Here is a 22,239-nt window from a genome sequence, read left to right on the forward strand (position 1 = left end):
GTAAAGAATGGGCCTGATTCAAACGGTTGAAACGATTTTCAAACTTTTAAAACGATTAATGGTTTGAGATTGTTTGGCAATTCTGTTTCACGCTGCGCACCCTCTTGCAATCAGGCAAGTGGCGCCGCCTCGGGGCGGCTCTCGTTTCGAACTGAAAACCGGTGACAGTCATGAAAGCACACGGCGTATTCAATACGGCCCAGGGATTGGAAAAGAACGGTATCGCAGGCGCGTCCGCCGTCTATTACAACCTGTCCGAGCCGCAATTGTACGAATACGCCCTGTCGCGTGGCGAAGCCGAACTGGCTGCGGGCGGCGCGCTTGTCGCGCGCACAGGCGAGCACACCGGACGCTCGGCCAAGGACAAGTTCGTCGTGCGCGACGGCATTGTCGAAGATCATGTCTGGTGGGACAACAACAAGCCGATGGCGCCCGATGCGTTCGAGCGGCTCTACACCGACATGCTCGCCGCAACCAACGGCAAGGAACTGTTCGTGCAGGACCTGACGGGCGGAGCCGACGCCGAGCACGCCATCAATGTACGCGTGGTCACGGAAAAGGCGTGGCACTCGCTGTTCATCCGCAATCTGCTGATCCGGCCGGATCGGGCGGCGCTGAAGAACTTCGCTCCGCAGATGACGATCATCGACCTGCCCTCCTTCAGGGCCGACCCGGTCAAGCATGGCTGCCGCACCGAAACGGTGATCGCCGTCGACCTGACGCGGATGATCGTGCTGATCGGCGGGACCTCCTATGCCGGCGAGATGAAGAAGTCGGTCTTCACCGCGCTGAACTATCTGCTGCCCGGCCGGGGCGTCATGCCGATGCATTGTTCGGCCAATGTCGGGCCGAACGGCGACGCCGCCGTCTTCTTCGGCCTTTCGGGCACCGGCAAGACGACGCTTTCGGCCGATCCCGAACGGACGCTGATCGGCGATGACGAGCACGGCTGGGGCCCGGACGGCATCTTCAATTTCGAAGGCGGCTGCTACGCCAAGACGATCCGTTTGAGCGCCGAGGCCGAGCCGGAGATCCATGCCACGACCCAGCGCTTCGGCACGGTTCTGGAAAACGTCATTCTCGACGCCGACCGCAAGCCCGATTTCGACAATGGCTCGCTGACAGAGAACACGCGCTGCGCCTATCCGCTGCATTTCATTCCCAATGCCAGCGACACCGGCAATGCGGGCCATCCGGCCAACATCATCATGCTGACCGCCGATGCGTTCGGCGTGATGCCGCCCATTGCCAAGCTCACACCGGCGCAGGCCATGTATCACTTCCTGTCGGGCTACACCGCCAAGGTGGCGGGCACCGAAAAGGGCGTGACCGAGCCCGAAGCGACCTTCTCGACTTGCTTCGGCGCGCCCTTCATGCCGCGCCATCCCTCCGAATATGGTAATCTGCTGCGCGAACTGATCGCCGAGCATGGCGTCGATTGCTGGCTGGTCAACACCGGCTGGACCGGCGGCGCCTATGGCGTCGGCCAGCGCATGCCGATCAAGGCGACCCGCGCCCTGCTGCGCGCCGCGCTCGACGGTTCGCTCAACGCCGCAGAATTCCGCACCGATCCCAATTTCGGTTTCGCCGTGCCGGTCGCGGTCGCTGGTGTCGATTCCTCGATCCTCGATCCGCGTTCGACCTGGGCCGACAAGGCGGCCTACGATGCGCAAGCGACCCGCCTGTCGTCCATGTTCCGCGACAATTTCGACAAGTTCGAAGGCCATGTCGATCTTGAGGTGATGGACGCGGCGCCGGTTTTTCTTGAGGCCGCCGAATAAGCGGCCACAACCTGTAGACATGATCCGATGAGGGGCGGCCGTACGCGGTCGCCCTTTTCATTTTGGCGCGTGGATGTGCATGGTGCGCGCGGAGGCCGTCATGAACCGATCCGCGCAATCGTCGCATATCCAGCTCGATTTTCAGCATCGATCCGCCGATGAGATGACGGAACGGGCCGGCGCCTTCGCCGACCTGATGACCCGCCGGCGCACGGTGCGCGACTTTTCGCCCGAACCCGTGCCCCGGTCGGTGATCGAGGACTGCCTGCGGACGGCGGCGAGCGCGCCGTCGGGCGCCAACCAGCAGCCATGGCATTTCGTTGCGATCGGCGACCCGGAGACCAAGGCCCGCATTCGTCAGGCGGCCGAAGCCGAGGAGCGCGCCTTCTATGAAGGCCGCGCCGGCGATGAATGGCTGTCGGCGCTGGCGCCGCTCGGCACGGACGCGCACAAGCCGTTTCTGGAAACCGCGCCCTGGCTCATCGTCATCTTCGCCGAACGCCATGGCATCGATGCGGCCGGCGAGCGCGTCAAGCACTATTACGTGCCCGAATCGGTCGGCATCGCCACCGGCCTTCTGATCGCCGCCCTGCACAATGCAGGCCTTGCGACGCTGACCCATACGCCGTCGCCGATGGGCTTCCTGTCGGAGATTTGCGGGCGCCCCGCGCACGAGAAGCCGGTCATCCTGCTGGTCGCCGGCCGACCCGCTGAGGGCGCGAGCGTTCCGGCCATCACCCGCAAGCCCCTCGAAGATGTCACCACATGGATCGGTGGCGATGGCCGGTGATGCGCTCCGGCTGGCGAACGGCGCGGAGCTTCCCGCCTGGACGCTGACGGAGGCCTTCATCCATGCGTCGGGCCCGGGCGGCCAGAATGTCAACAAGGTGGCGACAAGCGTGCAACTGCGCTTTCAGGCCAGGGGCTCCGGTGTCTTCACCGATGCCCAGTTTGCGCGACTGATGCGGCTGGCTGGCCGGCGCGCCACCAAGGCCGGCGAGATCGTCGTCGAGGCGAGCCGATACCGCACGCGCGAACGCAACCGGCAGGACGCGCGCGAGAGGCTCGCGGCGCTGGTCGACAAGGCGCTGCAGCCACCCCCTCCGCCGCGCCGCAAGACGCGCCCGACCCGCGGTTCGGTGGAACGGCGTCTGAAGGCCAAGGCCGGCCGTTCGGCGATCAAGAAGATGCGCGGTTCGGTGCATGACGACGAATAGCTGACCGGCGCGCCGAAGCGGCTGCCGAGCAAATGACTTGGATTTGTCATGCGACAGGTGCAATACACGTCGCGCAAACACTTCTATCGAGGGAGATGGGGAAATGGGATTTTTCGATTTTGTGAAGAGCGCCGGCAAGCGGCTCGGTTTCGGTGACGATGATGAAGCCAATGCCGAGGAACTCAAGCGCGAACTGGATTCGCACGGCCTTGGCACCGACGCGGTGCAGGTTGAGGTCAAGGGCGACACGGCGGTCATTCGCGGCGCCGTGGAGGATCAGTCGATCTTCGAAAAGGCCGTCGTCGCCGTCGGCAACACGCTCGGCATCTCGAAGGTCGAGGCGTCCGAACTCAAGGTCGTGCCGCCCGAAAGCGGTCTGAAGCTGGACGCCGGCGCCGACATGAACGCGATCATCGCCGCTGCGACCCCGGCCGCCGAGCCGAAGTTCCACACCGTGGAAAAAGGCGACACGCTGTGGGCGATCTCCGAGAAGGCTTATGGCAACGGCTCCAAATACGAGCTCATCTTCGAGGCCAACAAGCCGATGCTGACCCACCCGGACAAGATCTATCCCGGCCAGGTGCTGCGCATTCCCGACATAGCCGAGGCCTGAGACCGGCCGGCCGGCACGAAGGGCGGCCCGGCGCTGCCCTTCGTCTTGGCGCTTCATGCGTCCAATGACCCCCTTTTCGGCAACGCCATAAGCGAATAGAGAACCGGCCAGACGCCGCGCCCGCACGGGCGCCGGCGCAAAGGTGCAGCGCGGAGTGAAAGCGACGATGACCACCCTGTCGAACATGCCCAAAGTCGTCACCGTCTTCGGCGGATCCGGATTTCTCGGCCGCCATGTGACGCGGGCGCTGGCCAAGCGCGGTTACCGCGTGCGCGCCGCCGTGCGCCGGCCCGATCTGGCGTTCCATCTTCAGCCGCTCGGCGATGTCGGCCAGATTGCCGCCATCCAGGCCAATCTGCGCCACAAATGGTCGGTCGAGCGCGCCGTCGAAGGCGCCGATGCGGCGATCAATCTCGTCGGCATCCTGTTCGAGGGCGGCAAGCAGGGCTTTGACGCCGTGCAGGAATATGGCGCACGCTACGTCGCCGAAAGCTGCGACAAGGCCGGCATTCCGCTGGTCCATGTGTCCGCCATCGGCGCCGACCCGGATTCGGAGTCGCAATATGCCCGGTCCAAGGGCCGCGGCGAGCAATGGGTGTCGGAGACGCTGGGCGACAATGCGGTCATCATGCGCCCGTCCATCATCTTCGGGCCCGAAGACAATTTCTTCAACCAGTTCGCCTCCATGACGCGCTACTCGCCGTTCCTGCCGCTGATCGGCGGCGGCGAGACGAAATTCCAGCCGGTTTATGTGGGCGATGTCGCCGAGGCGATCGCGCGCGGAATCGACGGCCGGCTCAGGGGCGGCGCAACCTATGAGCTGGGCGGCCCGGAAGTGATGAGCTTCCGCAAATGCCTCGAAGAGATGCTGCAAGTCATCCAGCGCAAGCGCGCCCTTGTGAGTATTCCGTGGTGGGCGGCCTCCATGCAGGGCCGCTTTTTCCAGATGATGCCCGGCACGCCGCTCATCACCGAAGACCAGGTGCGCCTGCTGCGCACCGACAACGTCGTCTCGCAAGCGGCCGTCGATGATAGGCGCACGCTGGACGGCATCGGCATCGATGCGTCGACCGTCGAGGCGATCCTGCCCACCTATCTGTGGCGCTTCCGCGTGACCGGGCAGTTCCGGAACAATGTCGCCGCCGAGAAGGGCGAAGGCTGACGGACCGCCGGCCTTGACCCTCCTGCCGCCCGGCCTGGAAGGGCTTGAGGCGGCCTTTCTGATCGCCGCCAGCTACTTCACGTCCGCCATGACGGCCGCGTTCGGTATCGGCGGCGGGGTGACGCTTCTTGCCCTCATGGGACCGGTCGTTCCTGTTGCCGCGCTCATTCCCGTGCACGGCGTCGTCCAGCTCGGCTCCAATGCGGGCCGCGCCTGGCACATGCGGCGGCTGGCCGCCCCTCCCATCCTCGTGCCGTTCCTGGTCGGCAGTCTGGCCGGCGCATTTCTGGGCGCGCTGCTCGTCGTCGAATTGCCTGACACGGCGCTCAAGCTTATCCTCGGCCTGTTCGTGCTGGCCGTCACCTGGCTGAAGCTCCCGGCGCTCGCCTTCGCCTCGCCGGGTGTCATGGCCATTGGCGGCCTTGCCAGCACGTTTGCCACCATGTTCGTTGGTGCCACCGGGCCGCTGGTCAACGCCCTGTTCGCGCGTTCGTTCGCCGATCGCGGAAAGCTGGTCGCCAATGCCGCGCTCGCCATGAGTTTTCAGCACGGGCTGAAGGTGGCCGCGTTCGGCGCATTGGGCTTTGCGTTCTGGAAATGGGTGCCGGTGATCGCGGCGATGATCGCCACCGGCTATCTGGGTACGATCACCGGCGCGCGCATCCTGTCGGTCGTTCCGGAGCGTGTCTTTCGGCGCGTCTTCAAGCTTCTGTTGACCCTTCTGGCACTCGACCTGATCCGCCGCGCGCTGCTGTGACCGTCAGCCCAGCAGCCACAGGCCCACCAGCCCCGCCGAACCGACGATGATCCGCCACCAGGCAAACAGGCCGAAGCCGTAGCGCGAGACATAGTCCAGCAGCATTCGCACGACGATGACGGCGACGATGAACGAGGTGATGAAACCGGTGGCGATGATCACCGCATCGTCCATCGTCAAAAGCGCGCGGTTCTGGAACAGGTCATAGGCGAACGCGCCCGCCATGGTTGGCATGGCGAGGAAGAAGGAAAACTCCGCCGCCGAGCGCTTGTCGGTGCCCATCAGCAATGCGCCGACGATCGTCGCGCCCGAGCGCGAAGTGCCCGGTACCATCGCCAGCACCTGGAACAGGCCGATCTTCAGGCAAAGCGATGGCGGATAGTCCATCACATCGGTATATCTGGGTTTCAGCGGCAGCCGGTCGATCCACAGCAGGATGAACCCGCCGACGATGAGCACGATGCAGATCGTCATCGGCGATTCAAACAGGACGGTCTTGATGAAGCCGTGCGCCAGCACGCCGACCACGACCGCCGGCAGGAATGCCAGAAGGATGCCCAGAACAAACCTTTGTGTTTGCGGGTCCGATGGCAGGCGCGTGGCCATTTGCCACAGCCGCGCCGCATAGACGCTGACGATCGCGCCGATCGCGCCCAGCTGGATCAGCACCTCGAACGTCTTGCCGGTGGATTCAAAGCCCAGAAAGTGTCCCGCAAGCAGCAGATGTCCGGTGGACGAGACCGGTATGAATTCGGTCAGCCCTTCAAGAACGCCCAGAAGGGCGGCTGCAACGATTGTCTGGTCCGTCATGGAGGCTTTCTGCGGCGATCGTGTGAAGCGGGTCGTGCCGGCCTATACACCGATTGCGGTTAAAAAAACCCCGTCCGACGGCGTTTTTTCCGCCATTGTTGACGCCGCTTCGCAAATGCATGTCGCTTGACGGAAACCCGCCGGGGTCGCCACGGCGTTTGATGAGGTCGCAGAAACGAAAATTTTTGTAAGCGCTTTGACAAGCGTGCTGCCGTGTCCGAAGTTAGGGCACGCAATGCTACAACCCCGGGAGGCATGTATGGCATTTTTCAAACGCAACGGCGAGCGTATGCCCGAGCACATCGAGAAGCTGGCCGCGGACACCAAGGTCGGCAAGATGGATCGGCGCGAATTCCTCGCCCTGGCAACGACGTTCGGCGCCACCACCGCCGCCGCCTATTCGATGATCGGCATCGCAGCGCCGGGCAGGGCGTTGGCGCAGGAAGCCAAGAAAGGCGGCGTGCTGACCATCGCCATGGACGTGCGCGAACTGAAGGATCCGCGCACCTTCGACTGGTCGCAAATGGGCAATCTGGGCCGTCAGTTCCTCGAGCCGCTGGTCAAATACACCGTCGACTTCACCTTCGAGCCGATGCTGCTCGAAAGCTGGGAGATCAACGACGACGCCACCGAATACACGCTGCGCGTGCGGCAGGGCGTCAAGTGGAACAATGGCGACGACTTCAACGCCGACGACGTTATCTTCAACATCGAGCGCTGGTGCGAACGCGACGTCGAGGGCAATTCGATGGCCGCGCGCTTTGCGGCGATCATCGACGACGAGACCGGCAAGGCCGCCGAGGGCGCAATCGTCCGGGTCGACGATTTCACCGTCAAGCTGATGCTGCCGCAGCCGGACATCACGCTGATCGCCGGCATGGCCGATTATCCGGCCTTGGTCGTTCACCCCTCCTATGCGGACACGGGCGAACTGGTCGACAATCCGATCGGCACCGGTCCGTTCGAACTGGTCTCGTTCTCGATCGGCGACCGTGCCGAGTACAAGCGCCGCGAGGACGGTGCCTGGTGGGGCGGCGAGGCGCATCTCGACGAGGTGGTCTTCGTCGACTACGGCACCGACCAGTCGGCCCAGGTCTCCGCGTTCGAGTCGGGCGAGGTACAGGCCAACTACGAGGTGACCGGCGACTTCGTCGACATTTTCGAGGGCCTTGGTCTGACCAAGAACGAAGCCGTCACCGGCGCGACCGTTGTCGTCCGCACCAACGTCAACAACCCGCCCTATGACGATCAGCGCGTGCGTCAGGCGCTCCAGCTCGCCGTCGACAACAATGTCGTTCTGCAGCTTGGCATTGCCGGTCAGGGCACGGTGGCCGAGAACCACCACGTGGCACCGATCCACCCCGAATATGCCGAACTGCCGCCGATCAGCCGCGACATCGACGCCGCAAAGGCGCTGATGGAAGAAGCCGGCCAGATGGATTTCGAGCATGAGATCATCTCGATCGACGACGACTACCGCAAGAACACCACCGATGCGGTGGCGGCCCAGCTTCGCGAGGCCGGGTTCAAGGTCAAGCGCACGGTGCTCCCCGGCTCGACCTTCTGGAACGACTGGACGAAATATCCCTACTCGTCCACCAACTGGAACCACCGCCCGCTCGGCGTGCAGATCCTTGCGCTCGCCTACCGGTCCGGCGAAGCCTGGAACGAAGCCGGCTATTCGAACCCGGAGTTCGACGAGAAGCTGACCCAGGCCCTGGCGATCGCCGACGCCGACCAGCGGCGTGAACTGATGGTCGATATCCAGCGGATGCTGCAGGAATCGGGCATTATCATCCAGCCCTACTGGCGTTCGCTGTTCAACTTCAACGACGCAACCGTCCAGAACTACTACCAGCATCCGACCTACGAGCTGGATCTGGCCGATGTCTGGCTCGACACCTGACGGGGCCTGAAACCAGGGCGCAGCCGGAACCGGCTGCGCCTTTTCGCTACAGGGGCAAGGCGGCCGCAAGAAGCCGTCTGCACGTCTCGCGCCATCGCGCGTCTTGGGGAGAAGCAGCTTGATCTCGTTCTTTGTCCGGCGTCTGGGAATCATGGCCTTGACCATGCTCTGCCTGACACTCGTCGTGTTTTTCCTCGTCAATCTCGAACCCAATCTGCGCAAGCTGTCCATCAGCCAGACCAACATGCGCGCCTCCGATGCGCAGATCGAAAGCTGGCTTGTGCGCAACGGCTATCGCGACAATTTCTTCGTCCGCTACGGCCAGTGGCTGGGCGTCGTCCAGAAGCAACCCCTCGTCGATCCTGAAACCGGCGAGGCGACACCGCGCTTCCGCTTTTGCGACGAGCCGGCCGAGGCGCGCTTTTCCGGCGTCATCCAGGGCGATTTCGGCTGTTCGACACGCTTCAAGGTGCCGGTTTCCGAACGCCTTGTGCCAGCCCTTCAGGCCACCGGCTGGCTGATGTTCTATGTCATGCTCGTCATGGTGCCCGGAGCGCTACTCGTCGGCATTTTTGCCGGCATGCGCGAAGGGTCACGAACCGACCGAAGTCTGTCGGTGGCTTCGATCGCATCGACGGCGACGCCCGAGTATGTGTCCGGCGTCATCTTCACCGTCATATTCGCGTCCTGGCTCGGCATATTGAACGGGTCGGCCGCGACCGCGACGCGCGAGGGCATCACCTTTTCCAACTTTACCCTGCCGGTCATGACCATGGCGATCTACGGCATGGGCTACATTGCCCGCATGACGCGCGCGTCGATGGCCGAGGTGATGACCGCGCAATATATCCGCACGGCGCGCCTGAAAGGGCTGACCTTCTCATCGGTCGTCATCAAGCATGCGCTGCGCAACGCGCTGATCGCGCCCTTCACCGTGATCATGCTGCAGTTCCCGTGGCTTTTGACCGGCGTCGTCATCGTCGAGGCGATGTTCCGCTATCAGGGCTTTGGCTTCACGCTGGTCGAAGCAGCGTCGAACAACGATATCGACCTGCTGCTCGCCTGCGCGCTCGTTTCCGTCGTCGTCGTTCTGGTCACCCAGCTGCTCAGCGACGTCGGCTACGCCTTCCTCAATCCGCGCATCCGCGTCTCGTGAGCGCATAGGGGGCGCACAATGGAAACTCTGTCCACATTCGAAATCGTCATCCAGATCATCTGGCGTTTCTGGCCGGTCTGGGCCGCGATGATCATCATCGGCACCCTGAGCTACATGTATCGGGACCGGCTCGGCCTTTACGGCCAGCTCTATGATGGCGGCGTCGGGATCGCCGGCCTGGTCTTTATCGGCTTCTGGCTGTTCTCGGCGCTGTTCGCGTCGATCATCGCGCCGTTCGACCCGATCGGGGTGGTGCCGATCCTCAAGAACGCGGTGCCCGGCACCATCGACCCTGAATCCGGCAATGCGTTCCTGCTGGGCGGCGACAAGCTGGCCCGCGACGTGTTCAGCCGCATGGTGTACGGTTCCCAGATTGTTCTGATCATCGCGCCGGCCGCCACCGCCTTCGCATTGATGGTCGGCATCACGCTGGGCCTGCCGGCGGGCTATTACGGCGGACAGGTCGACAACGTCCTGTCCTTCATCGCCAACCTGGTCCTGGCCTTCCCGGTGATCCTTCTGTTCTATCTGCTGGTCACGCCGGGCATCACCGAGACGCCGATCCCCTACACGCTGGCCGGCCTGTTCTTCATCTTCCCGGTCATCTTCTTCGTCACGCTCTTCTACACGCGCTATCAGGCGCGTCCGCAATTCATGTGGCCTGCCATCGCAGTGACCATAGTCCTGGGCACATGGATCTGGATCTCGCTCGTTTCCAACGATTTCATCGTTCAGGCGCTGCGCAACAACGGGCTTGGCTTTGTCGGGGCGTTTTTCGACCTGCCGGTCTTCAAGATCATCTCGATCGAACCGGGCCAGCTCAACATCTTCGTCGCCGTCGTCTTCGCATCGTCACCCGGCGTGTTCCGCATCACGCGGGGTCTCGTCATGGACATCAAGACGCGCGACTATGTCGCCGCCGCCCAGACGCGCGGCGAAAGCCCCTGGTACATCATGCTGTGGGAAGTGCTGCCCAACGCACGCGGCCCGCTGATCGTCGATGCCTGTCTGCGCATCGGCTACACGACGATCCTGCTGGGCACGCTGGGCTATTTCGGGCTCGGCATGCCGCCCGAAAGCCCCGACTGGGGCACGGCCATCAAGGACGGCTCGCAGCTCCTGCGGCTCTACGTCTGGCCGGCGCTGGTGCCCGCCGTCGCGCTGATGAGCTTCGTGCTCGGCCTCAATCTTCTCGCCGACGCGCTGCGTGAAGAATCGCTGAAAGACTGAGGGAGGGAACAATGTCAGCCAACACTGAAATCACTCCCGCAACCGGCGGCGTTCCGGCGCCCGCCACCGACCAGACCCCGATCCTCGAGATCGAGAACCTGCACATCTCGTTCTACACCCGTGCCGGCGAAATTCCCGCCGTCATGGACTATTCGTGCAAGGTCATGCCGGGCGAGGCGCTCGGCATTGTCGGCGAATCGGGCTGCGGCAAGTCGACGGTCGCGCTCGGCATCATGCGCGACATGGGCAACCGCGGACACATCAAGTCCGGCACGATCCGCTTCAAGGGCCGTGACATGGGCGAGATGAGCGATGCCGAACTGCGCGACCTGCGCGGATCGAAGATCGCCATGATCTACCAGGAGCCGATGGCGTCGCTCAATCCGGCGATGAAGATCGGCCAGCAGCTTATGGAAGTGCCGATCGTCCATGAGGGCGTTTCCAAGCAGCAGGCCTATGACCGCTCCATCGAGATGCTCGAAGCGGTGCGCCTGCCCGATCCCAAGCGTGTGATGAGCTCCTATCCGCACCAGATTTCCGGCGGCCAGCAGCAGCGTGTCGTCATCGCCATGGCACTCCTGTCCAACCCCGAACTTCTGCTTCTGGACGAACCGACCACCGCGCTCGACGTGACGGTCGAGGCCGGCATCGTCGAGCTGGTCAAGGATCTGGGCAAGAAATACGGCATGTCGATGCTGTTCATCTCGCACAATCTGGGCCTGATCCTGGAGACCTGCGACCGCATCTCGGTGATGTATTCGGGCGAGGCCGTGGAGACGGGCGACGTCGCCGATGTGTTCGACCGGATGCGCCACCCCTATACGCAGGGCCTGTTCCGATCGATCCCTTTGCCCGGCGCGGACAAGAATTCGCGCCCGCTGATCGCCATTCCCGGCCAGCTGCCACTGCCGCACGAGCGACCCCATGGCTGCAATTTCGGCCCGCGCTGCCATCACTTCGTGGAAGGCGAGTGCGATGCCGGTCCGATCTCGATGATTCCGGTCAAGGGTCATCACGATCACAACAGCCGGTGTGTCCGGTTCGACGAGATCGACTGGAAGGCGATGCCCGACGGCATCGCGCAGAACGATCCGGTCGAGCCCGGCGCGCCCGTGCTGCAGATCGACAATTTGAAGAAATATTACGACGTGGCCGCCAACGCGATCTTCGGCGGCGGAGAAACCCGGACCGTCAAGGCCAACGAGACGATCTCGTTCACCGCGCGGGAGGCGGAAACCGTCGCCATCGTCGGCGAGTCGGGTTGCGGAAAGTCGACGCTTGCAAAGGTTCTGCTCGGGCTTGAAACGGCAACCGAAGGCACCGTGACGCTCGGCAACCGGGAGATCCAGGGCATCGAGGTCGAGAACCGCGGCGCCGATCTGGTCTCCTCGATCCAGATGGTCTTCCAGAACCCGTTCGACACGCTCAATCCCAGCCACTCGGTCGGCAGCCAGATCATCCGCACGCTCGAAAAGTTCAATTTCGGCAACTCGACCGAGGAGCGGCGCGAGCGCATGCTGGAACTGCTCGATCTGGTCAAGCTGCCGCGCGCCTTCGAAACGCGGATGCCGCGTCAGCTTTCCGGCGGCCAGAAACAGCGCATCGGCGTTGCCCGCGCCTTTGCCGGCGGGCCGAAGGTTGTCGTCGCCGACGAGCCGGTATCGGCGCTCGACGTGTCGGTCCAGGCGGCCGTCACAGAGCTCTTGATGGACATTCAGCGCGAGTCGCGCACCACCATGCTGTTCATCAGCCACGACCTGTCCGTCGTGCGTTACATCGCCGACCGCGTGGTGGTGATGTATCTCGGTCACATCGTCGAGCAGGGCACGACCGACCAGATCTTTTCGCCGCCCTACCATCCCTATACCGAGGCGCTCTTGTCGGCCATTCCGATCGCCGACACGTCGGTCCAGAAGAAGCACATCGTTCTGGACGGCGACATTCCCTCGGCGCTCAATCCGCCTCCGGGCTGCCCGTTCCAGACGCGCTGCCGCTGGAAGGAGCGCGTCTCCGGCAACAAGTGCGAAACCGAAGTGCCGGGTTACGTGGAATGGGGCGAAGGCCACTTCATGAAATGCCACCTGTCCCGCGACGAACTTGAGTCCATGGAGCCGGTGATTTCTTTCGAGGCAAAGGAGGACTCGGTCGAGGACGCCTCCAAGATCGTCGATCTGGACGCGGTCAAGAAGGCGCCCGTGCAGAAGAAGGCCGATGCCAGGCGCGACAAGGCCGTCGCCGCCGTCGCGGATACCGGCGACACGGGGTCGGCAAAGACCAAAGCGACCAAGAAGACCAAGCGAGCGAAAGCCGAGGCGGCCAAGTCCAGGGGCGGCAAGTCCAGGGGCGGCAAGTCTTCGCTCGATGATCCCGACCGTCCGTCATCCATGGAACGTCCGGACGTGCCCGACGATCTCAAGCAGATCTCCGGGGTCGGCCCGAAGCTTGAAGGCACGCTGAACGGGCTCGGCATCTACACGTTCGAGCAGGTCGCGGCCTGGAAGAAGCCTCAGCGTGACTGGGTCGACAGCTATCTGAGCTTCAAGGGACGGATCGACCGGGACGGCTGGGTCAAGCAGGCCAAGGCGCTGGCCAGAAAGAAGACCGGGGGCTGACGGCGATGGGGGCGGCGGTTGCCGATACCGCTGCGTTGCCGGACGGGCCGGTTGGCCGGTGCGAGGCGCTCGCCCGGTTCCACCGGATCTACACCGCTCAAGAGGCATTGCCTGCCCCGGTCGTGCATCAGGCGCGGCGTTGCCTGCTTGATCTCATCGGTGTTGCTGCCGCCGGCAGCCGCACCGAACTGGCCGGCCTGATCGCAGGCCATGCATCCTCCCAGTTCGGAGCCGGGCCCGGAGTCGACACCGCAACCATCCTGTTCGACAGCCGTGCGCGCAGCGCGTCCGCCGCAGGCGCGGCGCTCGCCGGCGGGATGACGATCGATGCCATCGACGCCCATGACGGTCACCCGCTGACCAAGGGCCATGCCGGGTGCGGGCTTTTCCCCGCGCTTCTGGCCATCGCCGAGACCGAAGCGCCGGACATGCCGCTGGACGAGTTTGTCGCCCACCTCGCCATCGGCTACGAGATCGCCATCCGCTGTGGCATCGCCCTGCATGCCACGGCGCCCGATTACCACACCTCCGGCGCATGGATCGCGGTGGGCGTGGCAATGTCGGGTGCGCTGATGACCGGCGCGAACTCCGAGATTGTGCGCCATGCGGCGGGGATCGCCGAATATCACGGACCGCGCAGCCAGATGATGCGCTGCATCGACCACCCCACCATGCTCAAGGACGGCTCGGGCTGGGGCGCGATGGCCGGCATGTCCGCGCTGATGCTCGCCCGGTCCGGGTTCACCGGCGCGCCGGCGCTGACCGTGGAAGAAGCCGCCGTCACCGGCATCTGGTCCGATCTCGGCACGTGCTGGCGCATCATGGAGCAGTACTTCAAACCCTGGCCGGTCTGCCGCTGGGCGCAGCCGGCCGTCCAGGCGGCCCTCGGCCTGAGGTCCGAACATGGTGTGGCGCCCGACATGATTGCGCGCATCCGGGTGCGCACATTTCACGAGGCGATCAGGCTGGCGACGGTATCGCCGGCCGACACCGAACAGGCGCAGTACGCGTTGCCGTTTCCGGTCGCCGCCGCGCTCGTGCATGGCCGCCTCGGCGTCGCGCAGATCGCCGGCGAAGGATTGCGGGACGCGACCGTTCTAGAACTGGCGGAGCGGGTCGAACTGTCCGAACGCGCCGCCTTCAACGATCTTTTCCCGGCCGAGCGCTGGGCGGAGGTGGAGCTTGAACTGACCGGCGGACGCGTGCTGGCATCAAAGCCGCTGACCGCGCGGGGCGATGCCGACGCGCCCCTTTCCGACGCCGAGATTTCTTCGAAGTTCCACGCCCTGATGGACGAGGCCGGCTATGGCGATCGCGCTACCCGGATCGAGGACATGATCATGGCCGGCGACGCCACACCGGCCACGGTCAGCGATCTGGTCGCCTGCTGTTCGGCTTCATCCTGACTTTCGTCTCCAGAACGTCGCTCCACTCCGGATGGCGCTTGAACTGCGCCGCCGCAAACGGGCACAGCGGAATGATCTTCGTGCCCGATGCACGCGCGTCCGCGATCAGCGCCTCGACAAGACGGACACCGGTTCCAGTGCCCCGAAAAGTGTCCGGCACCTCGGTATGGTCGATGATGATCAGCGTGTCGCTGGACTGGGAAAACGTCATCTCCGCCGTCACGCCGCCCGGCGCCTCGATGAAGTAGCGGCCCTTGGGCCCATCCTTTTCGACCGTGATGGGCAGCATACGGGGGTCGACAAGCGCGCCGCGTGCCGCATTGAGCCATGCGATGATGCGCTGGGTTTCTTCCTCTGTGATCTCCGCGCCGCCACGGTTCCAGAAGACATCGGTCTTCGCGCCGGCCGTGTCCAGCGCATCGGCGAGCGCGCCGATGGCCGCCGGTGGCGTCTCGGGATCGGTCGCGCCGGCGGTGATCAGCACGGCACGACCCTCGATCCCGTCCGGCGCGATGGTGTCGGTTGGCGCGAGCGGGTGCAGCAGCGCCACCGGACCGTCCGGCACGGACGGCGCAAACCACGCGATGACCATGTCGGCCTCCCGGCCGTGGGCGATGATGATCGCACGGTCTGCGGCGTCGCGGCCAACTGATTCCGCGATCCAGCTAGTCAGGCCGGCAGCTTCGGCGATGGCATCCGGATGTGCGGTTCGCACGATGACGTCTCTCGCACCGAGCAGTGTCGCCTCAATTGTCTGGAACAGGGCCTGCGCATCTGCGGCCCCACCGACCATGAGCACCGGTGTCGGCGGCGCGCCTTGTTCCCCGTCGCTCATGTCAAATGCCCCAGCGGCAGCTTGGCCGGTCCCTTGTGGTTCTTCAGGACCAGGTTGGTCCGCACGTCGCGCACGCCATCGAACTTCAGCAGGGTGCCGCCGATGAAATCGTTCAGCGCCTCCACATCGGTCACAACGACCTGGAGCATGAAGTCGAAATCGCCCGTCAGCGACCAGCAGGCGACGACTTCGTCGAGCCGCCCGACCATGGCGATGAACCGTTCAGGGGTATCGTCCGCATGGCTGCCAAGGCGCACCTGCACGAACACCTCCACCTCCAGCCCCAGCGCGCGCCGGTCGAGTCGCGCGACGATGGCGCGGATGGCGCCGCTTTCGGTCAGCCGGTCGAACCGCCGGGCGCATGGCGTCGCCGACAAGCCGACATCGGCGGCCAGATCGGTGATCGTCCGGCGGCCGTCGCGTTGCAGCACGTCGAGCATCGCCACCTCGAATGGATCGAGTGAAATCATCTCGAAATTCCCTCAAATTGGGAGAAAGTCACCGAATTCCTTGCATGGGCGGGTCGATTAAGTCAATTCGCCGTCGCTGCCGCTGGTAGAATAGGGCGTAAACCCTCGAGGAGGCCGCCATGTCCGTGACCGTATCGCAATATGCCGCCGAATGCGCCGCCCAGGGCATGCGGGGCGACTATACCCGCTGCCGCGCCGATTTCACCGTGCCGCAGGACTACGGCGTCTATTCCGAAGCCGACCAGGCGGTGTGGCGCACGCTGTGCGACCGGCAGACGAAGCTGACCGAGCGCCATGCGCACCATTCCTATCTCGACGGTGTCGCCGCGCTCGGCCTCATCGACCGCGTGCCGGACTTTGAGACGGTCAGCGCGAAGCTTTCGGCAATGACCGGCTGGACGCTGGTCGCCGTGCCGGGCCTCATCCCCGCCGAACCCTTTTTCGATCATCTCGCCAATCGTCGCTTTCCGGTGACCAACTGGCTGCGGTCGATGGACGAACTCGACTACATCGTCGAACCGGACATGTTTCACGATTTCTTCGGCCACGTGCCGATCCTGACCCAGCCCGATTTCGCCGACTTCATGCAGCGTTATGGCGAAAAGGCGCTGGAGCTGATCCCGCTGGGCGGCGACCGCATGGTCACGCGGCTTTATTGGTACACCGCAGAGTTCGGTCTGATCCGCGAGCCGGGTCAGGATCTGAAAGTGTTCGGCGCCGGCCTGATGTCGTCCTTTTCCGAGCTGCAGTTCGCCGCCGAAAGCGGCAAGGCCAACCGCGTGCCGATGGACATCGAGACGATCATGCGCACCGGCTACGAGATCGATGCCTTCCAGCGCGCCTATTTCGTCCTGCCATCGTTCGAGGCGCTCAACCGCCAGATGGCCGAAAGCGACCTTGCCGCCATCGTCAGGCGTTACAAGGATGAGGCGCCGCTCGATCCGGCGGCTCTGCCGGCACGCAAGGCAGCCGCCTAGGCCAGAACGAGCACGATCACGCCGGCGGCGACCAGCGCGCAGCCGGCGATTTCCGCCCGGTTCACCGGTTCGCGGAAGATCAGAACCGTCGTTGCATAGGCAAACAGCATTTCGATCTGCGCGAGCGCCTTGACTGCGCCCGCCTGCTGCAGCGTCATCGCCGAAAACCAGCCGAACGAGGCCAGTGCGCCGGCCAGTCCCGCCAGCGTACCGACCCGCCAGGCGTCGGCGATGCGGCGCAGTTCCGCCCGGTCGCGGACGAGCATCCAGACAAGGATGACGGCGGTCTGGATGGTGATCGCCACGCACAGCGTCAGCCCCGCCTGCACCAGAAAGTTCGGACCGGCAAGACTGAGCGAGGCGGCGCGAAAGGCAACCGCCGCAAGTCCGAAGAACGTGCCCGAGGCGAGGCCGATCAGGGCCGTCGGCGAGGCCAGAAGCGCCAGCGGCGACCGGCTGCGCGCCATCTCGCCGACGGGCTGCCGCGCAAAGGTCAGCGCGATCACGCCGCCGACCGAAATGGCCACTGCGATCAGAACCGACGCCGGCGCGCGTTCACCGAGAAGGACGAGCCCGAAGATGACCGCCTGCACCGGCTCGGTCCTCGAATAGGCCGAGCCGACGGCGAAACTGCGCCGGGTGAACATGATGACGAGCAGCGCCTGCGCGAAGATCTGCGCGAACGCCCCGACCGTGACCCAGAGCCAGAAGGCGGGTTTCGTCTCCGGAAGCGCGCTTGCGGTCAGCCACAGGGCGAGGGCGAGTAGCGCGAACGCGACCGGCAGGCCGAAGCCGAAACGCACGAAGGTCGCCCCCGTCGTGCCCATCTGCATGCGCAGATGGCGCTGCAGCCCCGAGCGAAGGTTCTGCACGAAGGCTGCGGCGATCGTGATCGGTATCCAGAGTTCCATGGGTCCCCGCGAGCGCTGCCGCGCCGGTTTTTGTTTCGGGCCGTGACCGGCTGTGCCATAACACGGCCATGAACGTCCATGCTCCGAAACCCTCCGATTTCGCCCATGTCCGTGAATGGGTTTTCGATCTCGACAACACGCTCTACCCGCACCATTCCAACCTGTTTTCGCAGATCGATGTGGCGATGACCGGCTATGTGTCGGAGTTGTTGCAGGTGCCGCGCGACGAGGCGCGCAAGGTCCAGAAGGACTATTACAAACAGTATGGCACGACGCTGGCCGGCCTCATGCAGCGCCATGATGTCGACCCGGACGATTTTCTCGAGAAGGTCCACGATATCGACTATTCGTGGCTCGATCCCGATCCGGCGCTTGGCGATGCCATCCGCGCGCTGCCGGGGCGAAAGTTCATCTTCACCAATGGCGACAAGGGCCATGCCGAGCGCGCCGCGCGCCAACTTGGCATTCTCGACCATTTCGACGAGATCTTCGACATCGTCGCCGCCGATCTGGTGCCCAAGCCGGCCGGCGCGACCTATGACAAGTTCCGCGCGCTCCACCGTGTTGATTGCACACGCGCCGCCATGTTCGAGGATCTGGCGCGCAACCTGACGGTTCCCAAGCAATTGGGCATGAAGACCGTGCTGATCGTTCCGCGTAATTTCGAGGCGGCTTTCTCCGAGATCTGGGAGCGGGACGATGTCGACGATCAGGTCGACCACGTCACCGACGATCTGGCCGGTTTTTTGAGGGCCATCCTGCCGGGCCTTTGACGGCGCTGCCTGGCCAACAAGAATGGTGCCGCTGATAGGACTCGAACCTACGACCCCATCATTACGAATTGTATTTCTTAATAATTTCAGATAATTAGACGCCCTACCATTCTGTTGGACCTTATTGGACAACCCGTTGGGCTGACTCTGCTTTCGGAGTTGAGAAGTAGCACAGGGTGTCATCGGGTTGCCACCCGGTTTACCTCGCTGCCCTACTCGCAAACTACTAATCCCGATCCGCCCTACTAATCGGCAATCTGCACCCCCGCCCCCCGGACCTCCCCCCCATCAACGGCGCTCATCATTCGGGCCGGGGAGCGGAACGGGTGGATGTCGGGATGTCACGGTTTCCTCGGATTCTAACCGGCAATTGGCGCTGGTGCTACAGGACCAAGCTCTTGAATAAATTGGCTAGCGTGCAGAATAGCTTCTCCATAGACCTGCTGGGCGGGCGCTATGCCGACACCGAGCGCGTCGGCAAGGGGCATCCGTTGCGAGTAAGTGAGAATAAGAGTTCCGGGCTTCTGATCATGCGGCACAGCTTTGACCCGGGTGATGCCGACGTAGAATAGCCGACGCTGCTCCTCAAGATGCTGCGCCTGCTCGGCTGGCGTCAGGTCAGCGTCCGCGGGTCGCGGGAGTAGTCCCTGTACGCAGCCCGCAATGATAGTTATCGGGGAACTGAGCCCCTTGCTCTTGTGCAAGCTCATTATGCGGACATCTTGAATCTCTGTCGGGATTTCTGGCTGGCTGATAGCTATGGCAAGTTCTCGAACAAATGCTTCCCGATCACCATCTTCAATATCGGCAAGGACGGCTACTGCGAGTTCTCGAATATCGCGAGTTTCGTTCTGCCCTTGTGGGAAGAGGTGATCCACGACCGCGTTAAGGTCTGGCAGCGCTTCAAGCGCGGCCAACGCTTGCAGAATTTCTCGGAACGACAGCACGATAGCGCCGGTATGGGGAAGGTGCAGCGCTCCGCTCTCAAGCTGCACCAAGGCATCCCATGGAGTTGTCCCTGTGTTTTCACAGTGTTCTCGAACACGACGATATCCCGCCGCGTGCCAATTGTTGCCGTCGATACCGATGAGCCATCGTAGAGCGACCCTGTCCTGTCGATTGGCGAAAAGTTTGATCAGCGCAAACGAACGCTTTGCAAGCATGTGGTTGAGCTCAGATTCCGCATAGTAGGACTTCGTCGGAACACCCTGAGCAACGAGTGCCTCGTAGAGAGGATTTCCGAATGCTCGGCTCTGCGTGAGAACCAGTATGTCACCCGCTGGCGTCCCGTTTGCGATCATCCCCGACACGAGAGTCGAGACGCCCGCAACCTCTTGTGCAATGGTCTGGTACTGCACAATGCGGACATCTCCGACGCCGTTTGCAGGCATCGGCACCAAAGGTCGTGGCACCGGACGCAAGATATTGTGACCGATGAGATTGTTTGCCATTTGCACAACCCTTGTCGGGCATCGCCGGCAGTCGTCCAGGCCCAGATCATCTGCACCCGCATTTATGTTCAGCCACTCGCGAATCCCGTCCGGATGAGCGTGCTTGAAGCTGTAAATCGACTGGTCGTCATCGCCGATGACATGCTCCCCTTAGATGTCCCCGTTTTTGGGTTAGCCTGTTCCCCAACGAAGGAGACAGGGCATGAAGCGATCACGGTTTTCGGAAGAGCAGATCATCGGCATTTTGAAGGAGCATCAGGCGGGCATGACACCGGCTGAGCTGTGTCGCAAGCACGGCATCAGTGACGCGACGTTCTACACGTGGCGCAAGAAGTATGGTGGCATGGACGTATCGGACGCCAAGCGGCTGAAGGCGCTTGAAGAAGAGAACGCGAAGCTGAAGAGGCTTCTGGCGGAGCAGATGATGGATGTATCGACGCTTCGTGAGATGCTGACAAAAAACTTCTGACGCCCGGCTCCAGGAGAAAAGCCGTGAGTTGGGCAATCGAGATGAAGGACTATTCGCAGCGGCGGGCCTGTGCCCTGGTCGGCATTGCGCCGCGCGTCTTCCGTTACCAGTCGAGCAGGCCGGACGATGCCGGTCTGCGACAGCGCTTGCGGGACCTGTCATCGGAACGGCGACGGTTCGGCTATCGCCGCCTGCACCTGCTGTTGAAGCGCGAAGGCGTGGCGGTGAACTGGAAGAAGCTCTACCGGATTTACAGGGAAGAGCGTCTGACGGTTCGAAAACGCGGCGGCAGGAAACGAGCCTTGGGTACGCGAGCGCCAATGGCCATTCCACAGGATCCAAACCAGAGATGGTCACTCGACTTCATGTCGGACACGCTGGTCGATGGACGCCGCTTCCGCATCCTGTGTGTCATCGACGACTTCAGCCGGGAATGCCTGGCGACCGTCGTGGACAACTCGATCTCGGGCGAACGTGCCGCTCGCGAACTGGATGCGATCGCCGAAAGGCGCGGCTATCCCTGCATGGTCGTCTCCGACAATGGCACCGAACTCACCTCGAATGCCATGCTCGCCTGGCAGCAGAACCGCAACGTCGAATGGCATTACATTGCGCCCGGAAAACCGATGCAGAACGGCCTCGTGGAAAGCTTCAACGGCAGGCTGAGGGACGAGTGCTTGAACGAGCATCTGTTCCGCAGCTACCGCCATGCCCGGCAGATCATCGAAAAATGGAGGATCGACTACAATCTCAACCGGCCACACACGAGCCTCGACGGGCTCACACCGAACGAGTTTGCAACCCGGTCCGCAATGGACCACAACGTGAACAGGGCTAACCTATGAATGGGTACATTCAGGGGAGCAGGTCACCGACGATACAGACTTCGGCAGCACCAGACAAAAGCGCGATGACACCCTGCTCAGCTCTGTTGAGGTCCTGGTACTCGTCGACCAGAATGTGCGCAAACTCGCTTCTCTCTGCTGCCGCAGGATTCGAATGCAAATAGCTATATAGCTGAGGGATAACCTCCCCGATCAACATGGCCTCGTGGAAACGGAGCCAAGATAGCAAGTCCGCCTGAAATGCCGCATCTTCCGCACTCAATGCATAGCCCGGCTGTTCCTGCTGAAGACGAGCCCACGCGGCCTCGTAGGCCATCCGAAGCCTCTTCACCGCCCTCTTGCCCCCATGCTGAGCCATCAGGTCGCAAACTAGAGGTTCAAGTTCAAACTCATTGAGGGGACGCGGCACTCGTCCTGTCGCAATCAGAACGTGATTCCGCATCAACATCCTCAAGGCGAGGCTATGGAGCGTCACGCCTTCAAGGTCATCGCACCCAGGAACCCCCATACCGACGAGTTCCCGGTGAAGGTCCTCAGCCGCAATTCTAGTAAACGTCACAGGTAATATCATGGCAGGGTCCGCGCCGTTCTCAAGCAACCGTGCAACGCGGCGCTTCATCGCAAATGACTTGCCAGTTCCGGGTCCAGCTACCACGCGGATGCGGGCATTCACCGAAGAGGCAATGGCATAAGCTGGCGTTCCAATGGCAAGGCCGTCATTCCAAGGCATAAAGTTCTCCCCCATAATAGTCGTCGTCAAATTCTAAATCAGCACCGGCCGAAATATCGATTCTGGCATTATTAGGCTCGGAGCGTTGATGCCCTTCGCCGGATTGGACATGCGCAGCCCGTAGCCCT

20 protein-coding genes are annotated in these 22,239 nt (G+C 63.1%); 14 read left to right on the forward strand and 6 right to left on the reverse strand.

Translation table 11 applies throughout. From position 1 onward, the window contains the following. Window positions 1-170: 170 nt before the first annotated feature. From ACOQOU_RS10780 to ACOQOU_RS10805, 6 genes are all read left to right on the forward strand, one after another. Entirely contained in the window at window positions 171-1,781 is a 1,611-nt protein-coding gene (locus tag ACOQOU_RS10780) for a phosphoenolpyruvate carboxykinase (RefSeq protein ID WP_306026295.1), read from the forward strand. A gap of 100 nt (window positions 1,782-1,881) precedes the next feature. Further along, the gene (locus ACOQOU_RS10785; RefSeq protein ID WP_109767037.1) at window positions 1,882-2,571 is read left to right on the forward strand and encodes a nitroreductase family protein; all 690 of its coding nucleotides are present in this window, start codon (window positions 1,882-1,884) and stop codon (window positions 2,569-2,571) included. Beyond that, entirely contained in the window at window positions 2,561-2,998 is a 438-nt protein-coding gene (gene arfB, locus ACOQOU_RS10790; RefSeq protein ID WP_109766944.1) for an alternative ribosome rescue aminoacyl-tRNA hydrolase ArfB, read from the forward strand. Before ACOQOU_RS10785 ends, arfB begins: the two co-directional genes overlap by 11 nt. Before the next feature lie 103 nt (window positions 2,999-3,101). Next, window positions 3,102-3,611, forward strand: coding sequence for a peptidoglycan-binding protein LysM (lysM, locus tag ACOQOU_RS10795; RefSeq protein ID WP_306026296.1), 510 nt, complete (start codon window positions 3,102-3,104; stop codon window positions 3,609-3,611). 166 nt (window positions 3,612-3,777) lie between these two features. Beyond that, the gene (locus ACOQOU_RS10800; protein ID WP_306026297.1) at window positions 3,778-4,773 is read left to right on the forward strand and encodes a complex I NDUFA9 subunit family protein; all 996 of its coding nucleotides are present in this window, start codon (window positions 3,778-3,780) and stop codon (window positions 4,771-4,773) included. Window positions 4,774-4,786: 13 nt separating this feature from the next. Further along, the gene (locus tag ACOQOU_RS10805) at window positions 4,787-5,530 is read left to right on the forward strand and encodes a sulfite exporter TauE/SafE family protein (protein WP_245412762.1); all 744 of its coding nucleotides are present in this window, start codon (window positions 4,787-4,789) and stop codon (window positions 5,528-5,530) included. 3 nt (window positions 5,531-5,533) lie between these two features. On the opposite strand, the gene ACOQOU_RS10810 is transcribed toward ACOQOU_RS10805, so the two are convergent. Further along, window positions 5,534-6,340 carry an undecaprenyl-diphosphate phosphatase gene (locus ACOQOU_RS10810; protein ID WP_109766940.1) on the reverse strand — a complete coding sequence of 269 codons (807 nt, stop codon included), beginning with the start codon at window positions 6,338-6,340 and terminating at the stop codon, window positions 5,534-5,536. 259 nt (window positions 6,341-6,599) lie between these two features. Here ACOQOU_RS10810 and ACOQOU_RS10815 point away from each other — a divergent pair, with 259 nt between their 5' ends. From ACOQOU_RS10815 to ACOQOU_RS10835, 5 genes are all read left to right on the forward strand, one after another. Then, entirely contained in the window at window positions 6,600-8,246 is a 1,647-nt protein-coding gene (locus ACOQOU_RS10815; protein ID WP_306026298.1) for an ABC transporter substrate-binding protein, read from the forward strand. A gap of 151 nt (window positions 8,247-8,397) precedes the next feature. Next, the gene (locus ACOQOU_RS10820; RefSeq protein ID WP_306026303.1) at window positions 8,398-9,402 is read left to right on the forward strand and encodes an ABC transporter permease; all 1,005 of its coding nucleotides are present in this window, start codon (window positions 8,398-8,400) and stop codon (window positions 9,400-9,402) included. 18 nt (window positions 9,403-9,420) lie between these two features. Next, the gene (locus tag ACOQOU_RS10825; protein ID WP_109766937.1) at window positions 9,421-10,632 is read left to right on the forward strand and encodes an ABC transporter permease; all 1,212 of its coding nucleotides are present in this window, start codon (window positions 9,421-9,423) and stop codon (window positions 10,630-10,632) included. 11 nt (window positions 10,633-10,643) lie between these two features. Further along, complete coding sequence (locus ACOQOU_RS10830) at window positions 10,644-13,244, forward strand: dipeptide ABC transporter ATP-binding protein (RefSeq protein ID WP_109766936.1); 2,601 nt, start codon at window positions 10,644-10,646, stop codon at window positions 13,242-13,244. 5 nt (window positions 13,245-13,249) lie between these two features. Then, window positions 13,250-14,650, forward strand: a complete 1,401-nt coding sequence (locus tag ACOQOU_RS10835) for an MmgE/PrpD family protein (RefSeq protein ID WP_306026299.1) — start codon at window positions 13,250-13,252, stop codon at window positions 14,648-14,650. Here the strand turns inward: ACOQOU_RS10835 and ACOQOU_RS10840 are convergent. Together ACOQOU_RS10840 and ACOQOU_RS10845 are read right to left on the reverse strand one after the other, a co-directional pair. Beyond that, the gene (locus ACOQOU_RS10840) at window positions 14,613-14,939 is read right to left on the reverse strand and encodes a GNAT family N-acetyltransferase (protein WP_306026304.1); all 327 of its coding nucleotides are present in this window, start codon (window positions 14,937-14,939) and stop codon (window positions 14,613-14,615) included. The two genes, ACOQOU_RS10835 and ACOQOU_RS10840, sit on opposite strands and share 38 nt — an antisense overlap. Window positions 14,940-15,481: 542 nt before the next feature. Further along, entirely contained in the window at window positions 15,482-15,955 is a 474-nt protein-coding gene (locus ACOQOU_RS10845; RefSeq protein WP_109766934.1) for an Lrp/AsnC family transcriptional regulator, read from the reverse strand. 119 nt (window positions 15,956-16,074) lie between these two features. On the opposite strand from ACOQOU_RS10845, the gene phhA reads away from it, so the two are divergent. Then, window positions 16,075-16,932, forward strand: coding sequence for a phenylalanine 4-monooxygenase (phhA, locus tag ACOQOU_RS10850; protein ID WP_306026300.1), 858 nt, complete (start codon window positions 16,075-16,077; stop codon window positions 16,930-16,932). Here the strand turns inward: phhA and ACOQOU_RS10855 are convergent. Next, the gene (locus tag ACOQOU_RS10855) at window positions 16,929-17,843 is read right to left on the reverse strand and encodes an EamA family transporter (protein ID WP_109766932.1); all 915 of its coding nucleotides are present in this window, start codon (window positions 17,841-17,843) and stop codon (window positions 16,929-16,931) included. The two genes, phhA and ACOQOU_RS10855, sit on opposite strands and share 4 nt — an antisense overlap. 68 nt (window positions 17,844-17,911) lie before the next feature. On the opposite strand from ACOQOU_RS10855, the gene ACOQOU_RS10860 reads away from it, so the two are divergent. After that, the gene (locus ACOQOU_RS10860; protein WP_109766931.1) at window positions 17,912-18,616 is read left to right on the forward strand and encodes a pyrimidine 5'-nucleotidase; all 705 of its coding nucleotides are present in this window, start codon (window positions 17,912-17,914) and stop codon (window positions 18,614-18,616) included. A 359-nt stretch (window positions 18,617-18,975) separates the two neighbouring features. Here ACOQOU_RS10860 and ACOQOU_RS10865 read toward each other — a convergent pair whose 3' ends face one another. Further along, window positions 18,976-20,067 carry a 3'-5' exonuclease gene (locus tag ACOQOU_RS10865; RefSeq protein ID WP_306026301.1) on the reverse strand — a complete coding sequence of 364 codons (1,092 nt, stop codon included), beginning with the start codon at window positions 20,065-20,067 and terminating at the stop codon, window positions 18,976-18,978. Between the two features lie 202 nt (window positions 20,068-20,269). Here ACOQOU_RS10865 and ACOQOU_RS10870 point away from each other — a divergent pair. Continuing rightward, window positions 20,270-21,381, forward strand: a protein-coding gene (locus tag ACOQOU_RS10870) for an IS3 family transposase (RefSeq protein WP_306026631.1) whose coding sequence is annotated in 2 segments (ribosomal slippage) — window positions 20,270-20,522 and window positions 20,522-21,381 — 1,113 coding nt in all. Because the reading frame shifts where the segments join, the coding sequence is not laid out codon by codon here. Between the two features lie 10 nt (window positions 21,382-21,391). Here ACOQOU_RS10870 and ACOQOU_RS10875 read toward each other — a convergent pair. Further along, complete coding sequence (locus ACOQOU_RS10875) at window positions 21,392-22,111, reverse strand: UvrD-helicase domain-containing protein (protein WP_306026616.1); 720 nt, start codon at window positions 22,109-22,111, stop codon at window positions 21,392-21,394. Window positions 22,112-22,239: the final 128 nt, after the last annotated feature.

It is taken from the genome of Oceaniradius stylonematis, from assembly GCF_965223445.1.
Lineage (GTDB): Bacteria > Pseudomonadota > Alphaproteobacteria > Rhizobiales > Rhizobiaceae > Roseitalea > Roseitalea stylonematis.